This is a genomic window from Bradyrhizobium murdochi (assembly GCF_000472965.1).
Lineage (GTDB): Bacteria > Pseudomonadota > Alphaproteobacteria > Rhizobiales > Xanthobacteraceae > Bradyrhizobium > Bradyrhizobium murdochi.
In genome coordinates this window covers 119,260-136,401 of sequence record NZ_AXAU01000013.1, presented here as the reverse complement: position 1 = coordinate 136,401, position 17,142 = coordinate 119,260, and the positions used below count along the sequence as shown (strand labels likewise).

Genomic DNA, 17,142 nt, shown 5'->3' with positions numbered 1-17,142 from the left:
TCGACCGGCGGAGCCGCGGCTCAAGGCCGGAGAATTGGATTGGTATTCGGTGCCGGCGCCTCTTCCATCTCGGCGTGCTCTGGCAGCTTATCGCCATGTACGGCCAGCGCCGGCCCGATCCAGACCGGATCGGCGAGATGGTCCCGCCGCGGATTGGTCGTATTCGGATGGACCAGGACACTCAATTTGCCATGGTTGAGCATCAGCCAAGGGACCAGCTCAGAAAATACCTCGCGGGCAAAGGCGACCTGGTACATGGCCTGATCGTGCGGGCCGACCTTGACGTCGTGCCACCGTCCGAGCGTGACCGAAAAGCGCTCGCCGATCCACGTGCGCAGTTGCTCGGCCTCGGCCCGCGTGGTCGCCGGATCGTAGTAGATGTGGGCGTGATAGCTGGCGATTTCGCCTAGTGGTCGCGGACCGCTCGAACCGGGCTCACTCATCATCTCTGTGCTCCACGCTATCATTGGACCGGCCGATGATCGCTGCAACCGGGGGCGTGGTCAATGTCAGCCCGTTCGCTTCTGGCCGCCCTCGAAGACGGTCATACCAGCGGCGAGGTCGAGATCAACCTCGGTCGCTTCCGTCAGCCGCGCCATCGTCATGTAGAAGCCGATCGCGAGAATCGATTCGACGATCTCCTGCTCGCTGAAATGCCTGCGCATAGCGGCGAAGACCGGTTCTGAAACGCGCACGTTCTCGATCACTTCGCGGCCGAACGCCAGCAGCGCCTTTTCGGCAGCATTGAAGGCGGCGTCCTCGTATTTGCCCTGTTCGATGCAGTCGATCTGCCGCTGGGTAACGCCGACGCCGAGTGCTATAGGAACATGCTGCCGCCACTCATATTCGCCGTGCTCCCATTGCGCGACCTGAAGAATCAGCAATTCGCGATTGACGTGGCTGAGCTTCTGGCGGTGCAGGATCGAATTGGCGAACCGCATCGCCGGAATGAAATTGGCCTCGGCATGCGCCATCATGCGAAAGATATTCAATACGACCGGCATCCGATCGAAGGACGCACGCACGTCACCGCTGGTTGTCGCCGGATCGATCAGGGGAAGTCTGGCCATTCGCCTCTCCTTCTTGCCGTTCTTATTGCCATTGCGGACGCTTTCGCGCTCTGGTTGCTTCACGGTTGCCGGATCGCGCATCGCTCAGCGGCCGCCGACTTCGCGGATCGGATCGGAGCCGTCCCAATCGGCGGCAACCCGGCGGATGTGCTCGAAGAAACTTCCCTTGCTTCCGCTGATGTCTGAAATCTCCACCACGGTGCCGGGATGGGCTTGGGTATCGAAATAGGCGAAGCGGCCTTTTTCGCCGCCGATCTGGCCCTCGTGTCCCACTTTATAGCCAAGCGACAGCGCGCGGTCGTAGAGGACCTGATATTCGCGGGTCCAGTACGACATGTGCTGCAAGCCCTCGCGGCCGGAATCGAGAAACTCCTTGTACATCGAGGGCGCGTCGTTGCGCTGCTGGATCAGCTCGATCTGGAGATCGCCGGAATTGGCAAGCGCTACGCTCATCTCCATGGCGGCGTCCTGGCCGCGGTGGCGAAAGTAATCGGTCTTGACCTTGTCGATGTAGTACCAGGGCCCGACGCCCATCACATTGATCCAATGATCCATGGCGGCGCGGATATCGCGGACGACATATCCGTTCTGGCAGACTGCACCAAAGATACGGCTCATCACGACCTCCCGTCTGCTGCCGGCGGTGTATCTTCTATGTGTCTTGATCCTGCCGTTCAGAGCACCGCTATCCCGGACGCGGTGCCGCGCCTGTTCGGCGCTGCGTCCGGGACACGATGCCTATCTAGCACCGAATGCTCAGTTCGCCTTCCCGAACAGCAGGGGCAACTGACGGGGGCCGCGAACGGTGCCTTCCGACCATGTGACCTTGCCGGCCGGATCGAGCCTGAACTCAGGAATCCGTTTCAGCCATTCCTCGATCGCAACCGTCATTTCCATGCGAGCGAGATTGGAGCCAACGCAGCGATGAATGCCGAGGCCGAACGCGGCGTGGCGGTTCTCCTTGCGGTCGATGACCACCTTGTCGGCATCGGGGAACATGGCGGGATCGCGGTTGGCGGCCGGGAACGACAGCAGCACCATGTTGCCGGGTTTGACCGGGCAGCCACTGACCGTCGTCTCCCTCATCACCTCGCGCGCCATCGTCACCGGCGAGTAGGCGCGCAGCAATTCCTCAACAGCGAGCGGCATCAGCTCCGGCTCCTTGACCAAGCGCTCGCGGTCCGCGGGCGTTTTCGCCAGATGCCACAGCGAGGAGCCGATCGCGCTCCAGGTGGTGTCGATGCCGGCGATCAACAGCAGCCGCAGCGAACCCAGCACGTGTTCGTCCGTGAGCGGGTTTCCGTCCTTGTCCTTTGCCTTCATCAAGGTCGAGATCAGATCGTCGGTCGGTTGCTTTTTGCGCTGCTCGAGATGGCCGGCGAAATAGCCGGTCATCTCCTTCACCGCCTCCATCAGCGCGTTATCGTCCTTGATGCCGAGTTCAAGGATGCCGTGAATCCATTTGATGAAGAGATCGCCGTCCTTCTCGGGAATCCCAAGCATGTGCGCGATGGCGCGCACCGGAATGTGCTTGGTGTAGCGGGCGGCGGCGTCGCATTTGCCGTCAGCAATGAACTCGTCGATCAGCTCGTTGCAGATCGCGCGGACCCGCGGCTCCAGCTTCTTCATCGCGTCCGGGGTGAAGGGCGGCAGCAGAATTTGCTTGGCCGGCTTGTGCTCGGGCGGGTCAGAGGTGATCGGCGGCGCGCGGGCCGTGATCTCCGGACGAACGTCGCGCACGATCACACGTCGGGAAGAAAAGTGCTCGGTGTCGTAGGCGATTTCCTTCACCGCCTGGTAGGTGGTCGGCATGTAGCAGCCGAGAAAGCGCTCGGTATGAACGACCGGCGAAGCCGCGCGCAGCTTTTCCCAGATCGGAAATGGATCTTCCGTCCACACCGGGTCGGTATGGTCGAAATCGTTGATCCAGTCGGTGACTGGCGGATGCTCGGGCATGATGCTGGCGGAATCGGACATCGGAGCAATTCCTCTGCTTGGTTCGTTCAGATCGTGATGGATGAAAGATCCGCGACCGGATTATTCTTCGGTCACCTCGATGGCAATTTCCGGACAGTTACTCTGGGCGAGCCAGGCCTTGTCTTCCAGGCCCGCAGGCACAGAACCGTCGCCTGTTTCGTGCGCGTTGCCGAATTCGTCGAGGTCGAACAGTTCGGGGGCCAGTGATTTACAGCGCGCGTGTCCCTGGCATTTGTCCTGGTCGACGCGGACCTTCAGCTTTGCAGCCATCGCAGCGTTCCCCTCTTTGTGGCGCGCATTGTCTCGCGCTGCCTTTCTGTCGGCGCAGCAGCGCAGATCGGCCGCAGCACCGCGAAGTTATATCATATTACATTCGCGTTGCCGTTGTGCTGTCAAGGCAAAAGTTATAGATCATGGAACTGAATGTCGCCTCGACCCGCACGTAAAGCGCTGAAAGCCTACCACCATGGGGATCTTCGTGATGCCCTGGTTCAAGCCGCGTTGCATGAAGTGGAACTGGGCGGCCCCGAAGCGATCAGCATCAGCGCGCTGGCCAAGAAACTCGGCGTCTCGCAGCCGGCGCCCTACAAGCATTTTGCCGATCGCGAGACGCTGCTGACGGCTGTGACGGCCGAAGCGTTCCGTCAGTTCAGCGCCATGATGCGTACGGCGCTTGAAAAGCCGTCGAAGCAGTCGAAGCTGTCGCGCTTCGCGCAGCTCACGCTTGATTTCGGCCTGCGCCGCAACGGCATCTATCGCCTGATGTTCGCGTCTCGAACCATGGCATGCGCGCCGAAAGGCAGCGAGCTGCATAGTGCAGCAATGGAGACCTTCGAGCTCCTGGTAGAGGCGTTGGAGGCGCCCGCTGTAGAACTGTTGCGCGAGCGGAGCGCTCTCAAGATCTGGGCCTCGCTACACGGCGTGGTCATGCTCGCCGAACAGGGATTGCTCACCGGCCAGGCTGCCCATGTCAGCCGGGAAGAACTGGTCGAGGACATCGTGCAGGAAACCAAGCTCGCGCTGTCCGTTGCCATCGAGAAGGCCAGCAAGGCTGGCTCATGACGGCCAAGACTCCGACGGCCACACCTCACATTGCCGACAATACCGACCTTTATGGCGGTATCGCGCTTGGCATCGCCGCAGCCGCAGCGCTCATCGTCGCTAACTCGCCGCTCGGGCCGCACTATCAGGCGCTGTTGCATACGACCGGCGAGGTGCGGATCGGATCGATCGGACTGAGCAAGACGCTCGAACACTGGATCAACGACGGCTTGATGGCGGTATTCTTTCTGCTGGTCGGCCTCGAGATCAAACGCGAGGCGATCGAGGGTGCGCTGGCGAGCCCGAAGAAAGCGGCATTGCCCGTGATCGCCGCGTTCGGCGGCTTTGTCACGCCGGCCGCCATTTTTGCCGCGATCAACTGGAGCGATGCCGAGGCGTTGCGCGGCTGGGCCATACCTGCAGCCACCGACATTGCCTTTGCGCTCGGCGTCTGCGCCATGCTGGGACGCAAGGTACCAGCCTCGCTAAAGACTTTTCTGTTGGCGCTTGCGATCATCGACGACCTCATGGCTATCATCGTCATCGCGATGTTCTATGCTGCCGACCTTTCGGTTCTGGCGCTGGGGCTCGGCGCACTCGGCATCGCTGCGCTCGTGGTCCTCAACCTGCTCGACGTGCGAAGGCCCGCTTTCTATCTGATCGCCGGCCTTTTCACCTGGGTCTGCGTACTCAAATCCGGCGTGCATGCGACACTTGCCGGTGTCGCTGTCGGCTTCGCGATGCCGCTGACCCGGCATAATGGCCACAGCCTGCTCGAGGACACCGAACATGCACTCAAGCCCTGGGTGAGTTTCGCCATCGTGCCGCTCTTTGCCTTCGCCAATGCAGGCGTATCGTTTCATGGGCTGACCCTGGAAAAGCTGACAGGGCCGATACCACTTGGGATCATCGCGGGGCTGTTCATCGGCAAGCAGCTCGGCGTCTTCGGCGCTTCGCTGCTCGCCGTCAGGCTGGGCCTCGCTGCGATGCCGGGTGGGGCCACGACGGCGAAATTCTATGCCACGGCCATCCTGACCGGCATCGGTTTCACCATGAGCCTCTTCATCGGAACGCTGGCGTTCGACGACGAAACCGTCCTCGCGCAGGTCCGGCTCGGCGTTCTCTTGGCATCTCTGCTGTCTGGCATCATAGCGGCCGTGATGTTCTCCATCATCGGGAAGTCCAGCGGAATTTCTTCGAAATGACGGAAATATCCGGCGAACTCGTCACCGACGCATGACGTCCTTGCCCTGCCCCGGGCGCCAGCTCGGTTTGTCACGCGGAGCAAACGCGCCACACCTGCCGCAAGATCGAGGGCCCGCGCGACGACCGCTGCTTGTATTCGCCGCGACCAAATGGTCATGTGGGCCGGTCAAAGGCGGCGTCGATTGAGCACGAATATTACCAAGTCCACTGCACCTCGGCGGCTGAGGTTCGCGCCAGCGCGATCTGTCAGAAGCGTGGCTCTCGGCGTGCTGGTGTCGTTCTGCCTTTCAGGTCTGGCCCTCGGAAAAGACAAAGACGACGATGAAGAAGATGCGGCAACAACCAAGCCCGCCCTGCCGAACTTCTACCTCGACATGAGAACCATCTACTCGACGCTGCCCGCCGGCTCGCTCTCGATCGGATTCAGCGCGCCTCCGTTGTTATCGAGGCTGGCGAACCTTTCCTCGCTCCGAACCCTTACCTCGCCGTCCAGCCAAAGCCTCTCGATCGACCTGCCCTTGACCGTCGATGTCAACGATCGGCTCTCGGTCTATGGCGGCGTCAGCGGTGCCACCTCGCAGGCGGGTACCGATCCCTGGACGACGTTCTCGATCTACGCCTTCACCGTCGGATTTCAGGCCGACATCTATCAGCAGAACGGCGGAACGTTTCCGACCATCACCATCCAAGCCAACGCGACGCGATCGATTTCCGACGCGCCGCTGGCCACGACGGCCTACAACACCATCCTCGAGGCGGACTACGCACTGAACGCGGATGAGACGCGCGGGCTGCTCGCTGGCGCGCAATACGCCAGAGTCTTCGTCGATACCCCGCTCGCTCGCGTCAGCCCCGATGTCATGGGCTATGTCGGCGGTTATTATCAGTGGGACAACAACTGGAAGCTAACGGGCCGCTTCGGCGTGCAATCCTTCGGCGGGGCGCAGCTTCTGAACCTGACGCCGTTTCCCGCGTTCACGCAGCCGATCGTGCGGTTCGACCTCGACCGCATGGATGACGACGATAATCGGCTGTTCGGCATCACCGCGCAGATCGCCTGGACGCCGAAGCCATCCTATCAGCTAACGGTCCGAACACCGCTCTACGCGATCAAGAATTAGCGGCGGGTGCGGCCGGTTTCATGCCGGATGCGGGTCGCGCACGGCCGCGCCGCGCAAAAGCTTCCCGATCTCCGGCTTGCAGGCGCCGCAATTTGTGCCGGCCTTCAGGCGCCGGCCGACGTCATCGACGCTAGCCGCTCCCTTTTGGATTTCGGCCGAGATTTGGTGCTGCCCGACACCGAAGCACGAGCAGACGATGGGCCCGACGTCCTGAGCGGCATCGAGCGGCTGCCCCGTCAGCAGCGACATCCGCGCACTCGGTGACAATTCCTGTTCCGCGAACAGGCCGGAGAGCCACGACCGCGAAACCAGCCTGTGATCGGGCGCAATGAACACGCAGCCTTCCAGCCGGCCGTCGCGAACAGCGGCGTAGCGGAAGCGGCCAACCTTCGGATCGCGATAGGCGATCCATTCGATGTCGTGCCCGACGCGGAGTTGCGCCCGCGCCCAATCGCGCCAGCTCTGCGGCCGCTCGTCGCCGGCGAGCTCCATCCGCCAGCACGTCCCTGAAAGCCCGCCGACCCAGTAACCCGCGGCGGGACGCTCGATCTCCCGACGGCTGAGGATGAAGGCATGCCATTTCGGCAAGTAAGCGGCTGCCTTGACCGGCGTATGCTTGGACTCTGGCTGTCCGGAGATCGGATCGGTCGCCGGATTGACCAGCGCGTTGACCCGGCCCTCGCCGGCATACTCACCGTTCCAGTGCATCGGTACGAACACGCAGCCGCGCCGCTGCTCGGCGGTGACGACGACGCGCGCCACCATCTCGCCCCACGGGCTGGTCAGCCGCGCAAGCCCGCCATTCTCGACGCCGGCCATGCGCGCGTCATCGGGATGGAATTCGGCATGCGGCTCGAAAACATGCGCCAGCAGCCGCGCCGATTTCCCGGTCCGCGTCATGGTGTGCCATTGATCGCGGACCCGCCCGGTATTGAGCACCAGCGGATGGTCGCGGCTGGTCGCGTTGACGGCAGCGCGCGGCGTCACCGGCACGAACCGGGCTTTGCGGTCGGCAGTGAAGAATTCGCGCGTTTCGAACATCCGTGGCGTGCCGGTCGGATATTCGCGCGTCACAGGCCATTGGATCGGAGTAAGCGCATCGTAAGCGCGGTCGTCGAGCGTGTTTAGGGCGGACAGATCGAAATCGCGCGTCCCGTTATTCTCAAAACTCGAAAGCCCGGCGTGCTCGCGGAAGATCGCCGCAGCGCTCGGATAGTCGAACCCCGAAAAGCCCATGCGCCGGGCGACGTCGCAGACGGTCCGCCAATCGGCCCTTGCGGCGCCGGGCGCCGGCAGGAACGATCGCTGCCGGGAAATGCGGCGTTCGGAATTGGTGACGGTGCCGTCCTTTTCGCCCCAGGTAAGCGCCGGCAGCAACACGTGAGCGTGACGCGTGGTGTCGGTATGCCGCATGCAATCGGACACGACGACAAGCTCGCATGCCTCGAGCGCGTGGCGTACACGATCGGCCTCCGGCAGGCTGACCAGCGGATTGGTGGACATGATCCAGACCGCCTTGATGCGCTGATCGGCAATCGCGTCGAACATGTCGATGGCCTTGAGGCCCTGCTTGTCCGCGATCACAGGCGATTGCCAGAAGCGTTGAACGATGTCGCGATGCTGCGGGTTCTCGACCTCCATATGGGCGGCGAGCTGGTTGGCCAGCCCGCCGACTTCCCGGCCGCCCATGGCGTTGGGTTGTCCGGTCAGCGAGAACGGCCCCATACCGGGCCGCCCGATGCGGCCGGTCAACAAATGACAGTTGATGATCGAATTGACCTTGTCGACGCCGCTGCTCGACTGGTTGATACCTTGCGAATAGAGCGTGACGACCCGCTCGGTTTTGGCAAACCAGTCGAAGAACAACGCCACGGCGCCCTCGCCCAGGCCACAGATGTCGGCCGTCTGCGCGACCGTCTGGCCGGCTACCTGCCGCAGGGCTGCTTCGGCGCCGGTGGTGAAGCCATCCACGAATGCGCGATCGATGGCATTGCGCGATGTAAGATGCGCGAGCAACCCGTTGAACAGCACGGAGTCGCTGCCCGAGCGAAGCGGCAGGTGCAGATCGGCGCCGTCGCATGTCGCGGTCCGCCGCGGGTCGATCACGACGATGCGGCACGCGGGGTTGCTAGCCTTGGCCGCCACCATGCGCTGGTAGAGGATCGGATGGCACCAGGCGGCATTGGAGCCTACGAGGACCAGGAGATCGGCGGTTTCGAGGTCCTCATAGCAACCCGGAACGGTGTCGCTGCCGAACGCACGCTTGTGGCCCGCCACGCTCGAGGCCATGCACAGCCGCGAGTTGGTGTCGATGTTCGCAGTGCCGATGAAGCCCTTGGCGAGCTTGTTGATGACGTAATAGTCCTCGGTAAGAATCTGGCCGGAGACGTAGAACGCGATCGAATCCGGTCCATGCTCGCGGATGATTCTGCCAAATCCCTCCGCGACATGGTCGAGCGCCGTATCCCAGTTCGCTTCCTGCCCGTTGACCACAGGGGCGAGCAGCCGCCCCTCGAGGCCGATGGTCTCGGCGAGCGCCGAGCCTTTCGCGCACAGCCGCCCGAAATTGGCGGGATGAAGCGGATCGCCCCGGACGGTCACGGCGCCGGCGGGACCTCTGTCAGCGACAACGCCGCAGCCGACCCCGCAATACGGACAGGTTGTCTTCACTGCCACGGACGATCACCTCACTCGGCGGGCACAACCGCTGCCGTTTGGACGCTAAGCCAGACCATGCCGTTCTCCACCTTGGTCGGATGCGCGCGCGTGCATCCCTCGTCGGGCGCGACCGCCATGCCGCTCCTGAGCTCGATGACGAAATTGTGCAGCGGACAGGTGACGCGCTTGTTGTGGACGATGCCTTGCGACAACGGTCCGCCCTTGTGCGGACAGCGATCGTCGAGCGCGAACACCTCGTCCTCGCTGGTCCGGAATACCGCAATGTCTCCGGAGGCCGTCCTCACCACGCGCGAGCCGAGAACGGGAATGTCGTTCAACGCCCCGATTTCGATCCATTTGGTCATGCGAGTTCGAGCTCCGCCAGCGGGGTGAATTCGTTACGGTCGACGCCGCGCTGGGCGCGCGCCGCCCACGGATCGCTCTGCGAGAATTGCTGCGAATAGGCGAAGCGGCTGAACAGCGCCTTGCGGTTGGCCACATCGTCGACCACCTGCTTGCGAATCGCATCGAGGCCGACCCGATCGCACCACTTGTACATGCGCTCCAGATACCAGCCCTGTTCGCGATAGAGCTGCGTCAGCGCAGCGATGATTTCGAGCGTCTCCTCCTCCGTCGCTGCCTTGGCCAGGAATTCGGTTCCCTTGATGTGAAGACCGGCAGCGCCGGCGAAATGGATCTCGAATCCGGAATCGACGCAGACGACGCCGACGTCCTTGCAGGTCGCTTCCGCGCAGTTGCGCGGACAACCGGAGACCGCAAGCTTCACCTTGGCCGGCGTCCACGAGCCCCACATGAACTTTTCGAGCTTGATGCCGAGGCCGGTCGAATCTTGCGTGCCGAAACGGCACCATTCCGATCCGACACAGGTCTTCACCGTGCGCAATCCCTTGGCATAGGCATGGCCCGACACCATGCCTGCATTATTGAGATCGGCCCAGACCGCGGGCAGGTCCTCCTTCTTTACGCCGAGAAGATCGATGCGCTGTCCGCCGGTCACCTTGACAGTCGGAATCTTGAACTTGTCCGCGACGTCGGCGATGGCGCGCAATTCATCCGGCGTCGTGACGCCGCCCCACATCCGCGGTACGACCGAATACGTTCCGTCCTTCTGGATATTGGCGTGAACGCGCTCATTGATATAGCGCGACTGCTGATCGTCGCGATACTCGCCGGGCCAGGTGGCGAGCAGATAATAGTTCAGGGCCGGCCGGCAGGAGTGGCACCCGTTCGGCGTCTTCCAGTCCATGAACTTCATGACATCGGGGATGGTCTTCAGTCCATTCTCGACGATGACTCGGCGCGCGTCATCGTGGCTGTGATCGGTGCACGCGCACATCGGCTTGACCTTCGGCGCCGCCGAATAGTCGCCGCCGAGCGTGAAAGCGAGAACCTGCTCGACCAGGCCGGTACAGGAGCCGCACGACGACGACGCCTTGGTGTGGGCACGTACGTCGTCGATCGTGAAGAGCTTCTTTTCGCTGATTGCCTTGACGATCGTCCCCTTGCAGACGCCGTTGCATCCGCAGATTTCCGTATCATCGCTCATGGCGGCGACCGAGTTCTTGCCGCTATGGCCGCCGTCGCCGAGATTGGCAGCGCCGAACACCAGCCGCTCGCGCATCTGCGAAACGTCGGTGCCGTCGCGCAGATGCTGGAAGTACCACGGGCCGTCGATGGTATCGCCATAGAGCACGGCGCCGACGATCTTCTTATCGCGCAGGATGATGCGCTTGTAGACGCCGCGGGAGGCGTCCTGCATGACGATCTCTTCCTTGTCCGCACCCGGCGCGAAGTCGCCGGCGGAGAACAGGTCGATCCCGGTCACCTTCAGTTTGGTCGAAACCACCGACCCGTCATAGGTGGCGAATCCCTTCATGGCGAGGTGGTTGGCGCAGACCTTGGCCTGATCAAACAGGGGGGCCACGAGCCCGTAGGTCTGGCGCCGGTGCTGCACGCATTCGCCGACGGCGTAGATTCGCCCATCGTAGGTCTGCATGGTGTCGGAGACCACGATGCCGCGCTCGCAATAGAGGCCTGCCTTGCGCGCCAGCTCGACATTCGGGCGGATGCCGACCGCCATCACGACCAGATCCGCAGGGATCTCCTCGCCGTCGGCGAAGCGCACACCGGTCACGCGATCCTCGCCGAGAATAGCCTCCGTTTGCGCCGGCATCTTGAACACCATGCCGCGCTCTTCCAGCGACTTGCGCAGCAATCCGCCCGCGACCTGATCGAGCTGGCGCTCCATCAGCGTGTCGAGCAGATGCACGACGGTGACGTTCATGCCGCGCTTCATCAGGCCGTTGGCGGCCTCGAGGCCGAGCAGACCGCCGCCGATCACGACGGCGTTCTTGAAGTTCGTCGAGGCCTGGACCATATGCTCGACGTCCTGGATATCGCGAAAGCCAATGACGCCCCGGAGATCCTTGCCCGGAAGCGGCAACATGATCGGGTTCGAGCCGGTGGCGATCAGCAGGCGATCGTAGGGTACCCGCGCGCCCTCTCTCGTCACGACTTCACAGGTCCGCCGATCGATCATCTCGATCATTTCACCCTTGCGCAGCGTGATCCCGTTGTCCTCGTACCACTGCTCCGTGTTGAGCATGATGTCGTCGACGGTCTTCTCGCCGGCAAGCACGGGCGACAGCAGAATTCGGTTGTAGTTGCCGTATGGCTCGGAGCCGAACACGGTGATGTCATAGAGATCGGGCGCACGGTCCAGCAGCAATTCTACCGTGCGGATGCCGGCCATGCCGTTGCCGATCACCACCAACTTCGGCTTGTTTACTTTGTCGAGCATGCTCTGCCTTCTAATTCAGGTTCCGATGGCCCCGCTCGGCGACGCAACTCTGCATCGTCGATCGGCGAGAATTGTTGATGATTGAGGAGCGCCCATCGGCGGGCAGAGTATCGTCGACTATGACGATCGATATCTCATGTATTCAAGAGACGTGCCAACGCCGAACCCGTAATTCTTCGGGCGCAACACAGCGCTTCAGCCTATAAATCGTGAACTGGCTGCACCTTCGCGTGCGTATGGATGCCCAAAAAATCACCCGTAAGGGCTATCCATTGTGCACAACGCGAATACTTCACCGTGACTCGATGGCAATATGCCTGTGGAAATAGCACGGCGCCGCCTGGCGGGTTTCAGGAGAGCCTTCTCCGTTAATACTTCGCACAGCATAATAAAACACCACACTGCACGTTCGAGCGGCTGGTTTTGCCAACAAACGGAGCAGCGGCCGCATTCGCGGCAGTTTGGGCGCCCTGACAAGGTACTGCAAATACACGCTAAGTGGCGCGCTTGTTTGTCTGGCACGTGAATTGCTGACGCTGAGACCTAGAGTGCGTCTCAACGACGAGCCGACTCGCTTCCCAAATTCCGTCTCTTTGTGCCGAGACTACCGCGCGGCCCGCGCGGGGTCACACGCCGTTGTTCGAGGCTGCTTGATGAAGTTTGCTGAATTCAAGAAGGCCGGCCATTGGCCTACGCTACTCGCCGCCTTTCTCTATTTCGACATAAGCTTCATGGCTTGGGTCGCGCTCGGTCCGTTGATCGTCTACATCGTGCACGACATGAACCTGGCCGTCGACGAGAAGTTCACGCTCGTCGCGATCCCGGTTCTGGCCGGCGCATTGCTGCGCGTGCCAATGGGCATTCTCGCCGATCTGTTCGGGGCCAAGCGGACCGGAATTGTCGCGCAACTCGTCGTCATCGCCGCGACGTCCTGGGTCTGCTATTTCGGACTCCCGAGCAAGCTGTCGGTCGAAATCTTCGGTCTCGCGCTCGGCATCGGCGGCGCTTCGTTCGCGGTGGCGCTGCCACAGGCGAGCCGCTGGTATCCGCCGCAATATCAGGGCGTGGTGATGGGGATCGCCGGCGCCGGGAATATGGGTGTCGTGCTCGACACGATGTTCGCGCCGACGATTGCCGAGCTGTGGGGCTGGCAAGCCGTGTTCGGCGTGCTGCTCGTTCCGATGGTGCTGATCCTCGCCTACTACGCCTATGCCGCCAAGGACGCGCCCGGAGAGCGCAAACCGATTTCGCTGAAGGCTTATGGCACGCTGCTGCGCGACCCCGACAGCCGCTGGTTCATGTTCTTCTACTTCATCACCTTCGGCGGCTTCGTCGGACTGGCCAACGCGTTGCCGCTGTATTTCACGGTGCAGTATCACGTATCAGGCGTCGCGGCGGGTCTGCTGGTTTCCTTGATCGTTGCTTTCGGTTCGGGTTTCCGCCCGGTCGGCGGCCTGATCGCCGACCGCATCGGCGGCATCCGTTCATTATCGATGTTCTTTGGCGTCGTCGTGGCAGCGTATCTCGTCATCGCCTTCATGCCGGAGGGGCCGGCCGCGCCGGCGGCTGGAGGTTGGGCGCTCACCGAAATGCCGCGGATTGCCTGGATCTCGGTGCTCTTGTTCTCGATCGGAGTCCTTGCGCTCGGCATGGGCAATGGCGCCGTGTTCCAGCTTATTCCGCTCCGCTTCCGGCAGGAGATCGGCCTGATGACCGGTATGGTGGGTTGCGCCGGAGGTATCGGCGGTTTCTTCCTTGCCAAGGCCCTCGGCGTCGCCAAGGGCATGACCGGCGGCTTCGGCGCGGGCTTTCTGTTTTTCGGCCTACTGGCGTTGCTTGGTTTCCTCGGACTTGCCATGGTCAAGGTGCGCTGGCGCACCACATGGGGCGCCGCATCGGGAGCGCGGGTCTGACGGCGCGCGCTGCTAAATTGACAGGTCGCGCGGGTGACAATCGGTTCGCAGCGGAATCTCGGGGTTCGTGTCGGCTTCGTCAGCGAAACCGGCAAGCGCTCCGCCAATGAGGATTATGTCGGGACCTGTCTCGGTCGGTCTGGTGTAAGCACCCGCGACATCGTCGCCGCCGTTGCTGACGGTGTCGGCGGACACAAGGGCGGACGCGAAGCCGCCGAGCTCGCGGTTCGTTGCTTCATCGACGCCTATTATTCCCTCCCCGAGACGCTGGGCGTACGCCGCCGGGCGTCACGCTCGCTGGAAGCCGCCAATAGCTGGATCTATACGCAAGGCCGCACCGATCCCCGGCTGAGCGGCATGAGCTGCGCCTTCTCGTCGATCATCCTGTCGCGGCGGCTTTGCCACATCATCCACATCGGCGACACCCGCGCCTATCGTCTGAGCGAGGGGCGGCTGGAGCGGCTGACCACCGACCACATCGCCGGACGCGGCGATCTCGCTCACCTGCTCAACCGCGCCATCGGCTTCGAGGATTTTGCCCGCTTCGACTACGCCACCGTCGGGTTACGGCAGCACGACAGGCTGCTGATCTGCAGCGACGGCGTCCATGGAGTACTCGCCGATCACCGCCTGCAGCTACTATTGAGCGAGCGCACCTCGCCGGAAGAATCCGCTCGCGCGCTCGTCGACGCGGCGCTGGATGCCGGCTCCACCGACAACATGACCGCACTGGTGCTCGATGTCGTCGACCTGCCGCCCGCCGACCGCGACGAGCTCACCCATTCGATCGCGACGTTGCCGATCCTGGATTTGCCCGAGACGGGCGACGTGATCGATGATTTCACGCTCGGCGAAGTATTGTCGGACGGCCGCTACAGCCGATTGTTCAAGGCGATCGACAAGCGGCAGGGCCGCGAAGTCGTGCTGAAGTTTCCGCATCCGCGCGTTGCCAGTGAGGGCTCCTATCGCCTCGCCTTCGTCCGCGAGGCATGGGTCGCGGCCCGCGTCCGTAGCCTTTGGATCGGAGAGATCATCGAACTGCCTGCCGAACGGCAGTCCCGTCTCTATTCGGTGATGCCGCTCTACGAGGGCGAGACGCTGGAACAGCGCCTCAATCGTTCGCCGCAGCTTTCGCTGGCCGAAGGCATCGGCATCGCGACCAAGCTGGCGCGCGCGGTTGCCACCCTGCACCGCGCCGGCATCATCCATCGCGACATCAAGCCCGACAACGTCATCCTGTTGAAGGGCGGCGGATTGCGGCTGGTCGATCTCGGCGTCGCGCGCGTGCCGTTGCTCGAGGACTTCCCGGCCGAGGATATTCCGGGCACGCCAAGCTACATGGCGCCGGAGTTGTTCGGCGGGCGGCCCGGCGACGAATTTTCCGATCTCTATGCACTCGGCGTCACCGTGTACCGGATGTTCACTGCCGCCTATCCCTACGGCGAAATCGAACCGTTCTCGCGACCTCGCTTCGGCAAGCCGACCTATCTCTCGCGCTATCGCCCCGATCTGCCGGCCTGGCTGGACGCGGTGGTCGGCAAGGCGCTCAACGTCGATCGTGCGCAACGATACGGCGACGTCATCGAATTCTCGCACGAACTCGAAAACGGCGCGATGTGGGCGAAACCTGCCGTCACGTCACGGCGCTCGCTCTACGAGCGCGACCCGCTGGTGTTCTGGAAGAGCCTGTCGGCGGGCCTGATCGTGCTCGTCATCCTGCTGCTTGCATGGATCGTAAAAAATTAGCCCGACGCTCGGGGTGGAGCGTCGGGCCATATCATGAGCGAAGCAAACAGGGCTGGCTTCGCCAGCCTGGTTCACACCCCGGTCTGGGTGATGAACTTGGTATTGAAATAACCCTCCATCGCCTCGGTGCCGCCTTCCGAGCCGTAGCCGGAATCCTTGACGCCGCCGAACGGCACTTCGGGCAGGGCCAGACCAAAACTGTTGATCGAGACCATGCCGGCTTCGATCGCCGCGCCGATTGCGGTCGCCGTCTTGGTCGAGCTGGTGAAGGCGTAGGACGCGAGACCGAACGGCAGGCGGTTGGCCTCCTCGGCCACCTCGTCGAAGGTCGAGAACCGCGAGATCAGCGCCAGTGGGCCAAACGGCTCCTCGTTCATGGCGCGCGCATCCTTCGGCACGTCGCTGACGACCGTCGGCTCGAAGAAGTAGCCCTTGTTGCCGACGCGGTGACCCCCGGTCTCGAGCTTGGCGCCCTTGCCGACCGCATCCTGCACCATGCCCTCGATGGCGGTGACGCGGCGCGGATTGGCGAGCGACCCCATCTTCGAGTCAGGATCGAGACCATTGCCGACCTTCATCGACTTGGCGCCCTCGACAAATTTGTCGACGAATTCACGGAACACGTCGTCCTGCACCAGCATGCGCGTCGGCGAGATGCAGACCTGGCCGGCATTGCGGTACTTCGCTGCGGCCAGAATCTTCGCCGCCGACGACACATCGGCGTCCTTGAACACGATGGCCGGCGCGTGGCCGCCCAGCTCCATGGTGGCGCGCTTCATGTGCAAGCCCGCCAATGCCGAGAGCTGCTTGCCCACGACGGTGGAGCCGGTGAAGGAAATCTTGCGGATCACCGGATGCGGAATGAGATATTCCGAAATCTCCGAAGGCACGCCGAAGACCAGGTTGATCACGCCATCGGGCACGCCAGCGTCAGCGAACGCCTTGATCAGTTGCGCCGGAGATGCCGGGGTTTCCTCGGGCGCTTTGACGATAATGGAGCAACCGGCTGCGAGAGCCGCGGAGAGCTTGCGAACGACCTGGTTGATCGGGAAATTCCAGGGCGAAAAAGCCGCGACCGGGCCAACCGGCTCCTTGACTGCGATCTGGTAAATGCCGGGACCACGGGCCGGGATCACCCTTCCATAGGCGCGCTTGGCTTCCTCGGCGAACCACTCGATGATGTCGGCCGCCGCCATCGCTTCGATCTTCGCCTCGGCCAGCGTCTTGCCCTGCTCCATCGTCAACAGCGGCGCGATCTCCTCATTGCGCTCGCGCATGATCGCGGCCGCCTTGCGCATGATCTTGCAGCGGTCGAACGGCGCCACTGCGCGCCAGACCTTAAAACCCTTGGCGGCGGCTTCCAGCGCCTCGTCAAGATCGGCACGGCTGGCATGCGCAACGGTGCCGATCGTCTCCTCGGTCGCCGGGTTGAGCACGGCGATGGTCTTGCCCGACTGGCTTGGACGCCATTTGCCGTTGATGAAGAGTTGGGTATTCGAATATGCCACGAGACTTTCTCCCTGAGCTTATTAGTCGCCAAATGGCGCGCGCGGCGGAAATCAGGCGCCTATATGATGGAAGCCCGATCG

General features: G+C 62.8%; 14 protein-coding genes. 5 read left to right on the top strand and 9 right to left on the bottom strand.

Annotated elements, in window-relative coordinates; genetic code table 11:
* Nucleotides 1-20: 20 nt before the first annotated feature.
* The 5 genes from YUO_RS0123635 to YUO_RS0123615 all read right to left on the bottom strand — a co-directional run bounded on the left by YUO_RS0123635 (nt 21) and on the right by YUO_RS0123615 (nt 3,317).
* A complete protein-coding gene (locus tag YUO_RS0123635; RefSeq protein WP_028349506.1) occupies nt 21-443 on the bottom strand; it encodes a DOPA 4,5-dioxygenase family protein in 423 nt (140 codons plus the stop codon).
* 66 nt (nt 444-509) lie between these two features.
* The gene (locus YUO_RS0123630; RefSeq protein WP_028349505.1) at nt 510-1,070 is read right to left on the bottom strand and encodes a carboxymuconolactone decarboxylase family protein; all 561 of its coding nucleotides are present in this window, start codon (nt 1,068-1,070) and stop codon (nt 510-512) included.
* 84 nt (nt 1,071-1,154) lie between these two features.
* The gene (locus YUO_RS0123625) at nt 1,155-1,688 is read right to left on the bottom strand and encodes a VOC family protein (RefSeq protein WP_028349504.1); all 534 of its coding nucleotides are present in this window, start codon (nt 1,686-1,688) and stop codon (nt 1,155-1,157) included.
* A 138-nt stretch (nt 1,689-1,826) separates the two neighbouring features.
* Nucleotides 1,827-3,047, bottom strand: coding sequence for a cytochrome P450 (locus YUO_RS0123620; protein ID WP_028349503.1), 1,221 nt, complete (start codon nt 3,045-3,047; stop codon nt 1,827-1,829).
* A 60-nt stretch (nt 3,048-3,107) separates the two neighbouring features.
* Nucleotides 3,108-3,317, bottom strand: a complete 210-nt coding sequence (locus YUO_RS0123615; protein ID WP_028349502.1) for a ferredoxin — start codon at nt 3,315-3,317, stop codon at nt 3,108-3,110.
* 153 nt (nt 3,318-3,470) lie between these two features.
* Here YUO_RS0123615 and YUO_RS0123610 point away from each other — a divergent pair, with 153 nt between their 5' ends.
* From YUO_RS0123610 to YUO_RS0123600, 3 genes are all read left to right on the top strand, one after another.
* The gene (locus tag YUO_RS0123610; protein ID WP_028349501.1) at nt 3,471-4,109 is read left to right on the top strand and encodes a TetR/AcrR family transcriptional regulator; all 639 of its coding nucleotides are present in this window, start codon (nt 3,471-3,473) and stop codon (nt 4,107-4,109) included.
* The gene (nhaA, locus tag YUO_RS0123605) at nt 4,106-5,293 is read left to right on the top strand and encodes a Na+/H+ antiporter NhaA (protein ID WP_051379602.1); all 1,188 of its coding nucleotides are present in this window, start codon (nt 4,106-4,108) and stop codon (nt 5,291-5,293) included. The genes YUO_RS0123610 and nhaA overlap by 4 nt, the downstream gene beginning before the upstream one ends.
* A gap of 255 nt (nt 5,294-5,548) precedes the next feature.
* Nucleotides 5,549-6,415, top strand: coding sequence for a hypothetical protein (locus tag YUO_RS0123600; protein ID WP_235782801.1), 867 nt, complete (start codon nt 5,549-5,551; stop codon nt 6,413-6,415).
* A gap of 18 nt (nt 6,416-6,433) precedes the next feature.
* On the opposite strand, the gene YUO_RS0123595 is transcribed toward YUO_RS0123600, so the two are convergent.
* The 3 genes from YUO_RS0123595 to nirB are packed head-to-tail and all read right to left on the bottom strand — an operon-like array spanning nt 6,434 to nt 11,894.
* Complete coding sequence (locus YUO_RS0123595) at nt 6,434-9,091, bottom strand: nitrate reductase (RefSeq protein ID WP_028349498.1); 2,658 nt, start codon at nt 9,089-9,091, stop codon at nt 6,434-6,436.
* An 11-nt stretch (nt 9,092-9,102) separates the two neighbouring features.
* Nucleotides 9,103-9,438 carry a nitrite reductase small subunit NirD gene (nirD, locus tag YUO_RS0123590; protein ID WP_028349497.1) on the bottom strand — a complete coding sequence of 112 codons (336 nt, stop codon included), beginning with the start codon at nt 9,436-9,438 and terminating at the stop codon, nt 9,103-9,105.
* The gene (gene nirB / locus YUO_RS0123585) at nt 9,435-11,894 is read right to left on the bottom strand and encodes a nitrite reductase large subunit NirB (protein WP_028349496.1); all 2,460 of its coding nucleotides are present in this window, start codon (nt 11,892-11,894) and stop codon (nt 9,435-9,437) included. Before nirB ends, nirD begins: the two co-directional genes overlap by 4 nt.
* Nucleotides 11,895-12,547: 653 nt before the next feature.
* Here nirB and YUO_RS0123580 point away from each other — a divergent pair.
* Nucleotides 12,548-13,807: an MFS transporter gene (locus tag YUO_RS0123580; RefSeq protein WP_028349495.1), complete on the top strand. Its 1,260-nt coding sequence runs from the start codon at nt 12,548-12,550 to the stop codon at nt 13,805-13,807.
* Between the two features lie 33 nt (nt 13,808-13,840).
* Nucleotides 13,841-15,553, top strand: coding sequence for a bifunctional protein-serine/threonine kinase/phosphatase (locus YUO_RS0123575; RefSeq protein WP_028349494.1), 1,713 nt, complete (start codon nt 13,841-13,843; stop codon nt 15,551-15,553).
* A 71-nt stretch (nt 15,554-15,624) separates the two neighbouring features.
* Here YUO_RS0123575 and YUO_RS0123570 read toward each other — a convergent pair whose 3' ends face one another.
* Nucleotides 15,625-17,061, bottom strand: a complete 1,437-nt coding sequence (locus tag YUO_RS0123570) for an NAD-dependent succinate-semialdehyde dehydrogenase (RefSeq protein WP_028349493.1) — start codon at nt 17,059-17,061, stop codon at nt 15,625-15,627.
* Nucleotides 17,062-17,142 lie beyond the last annotated feature (81 nt).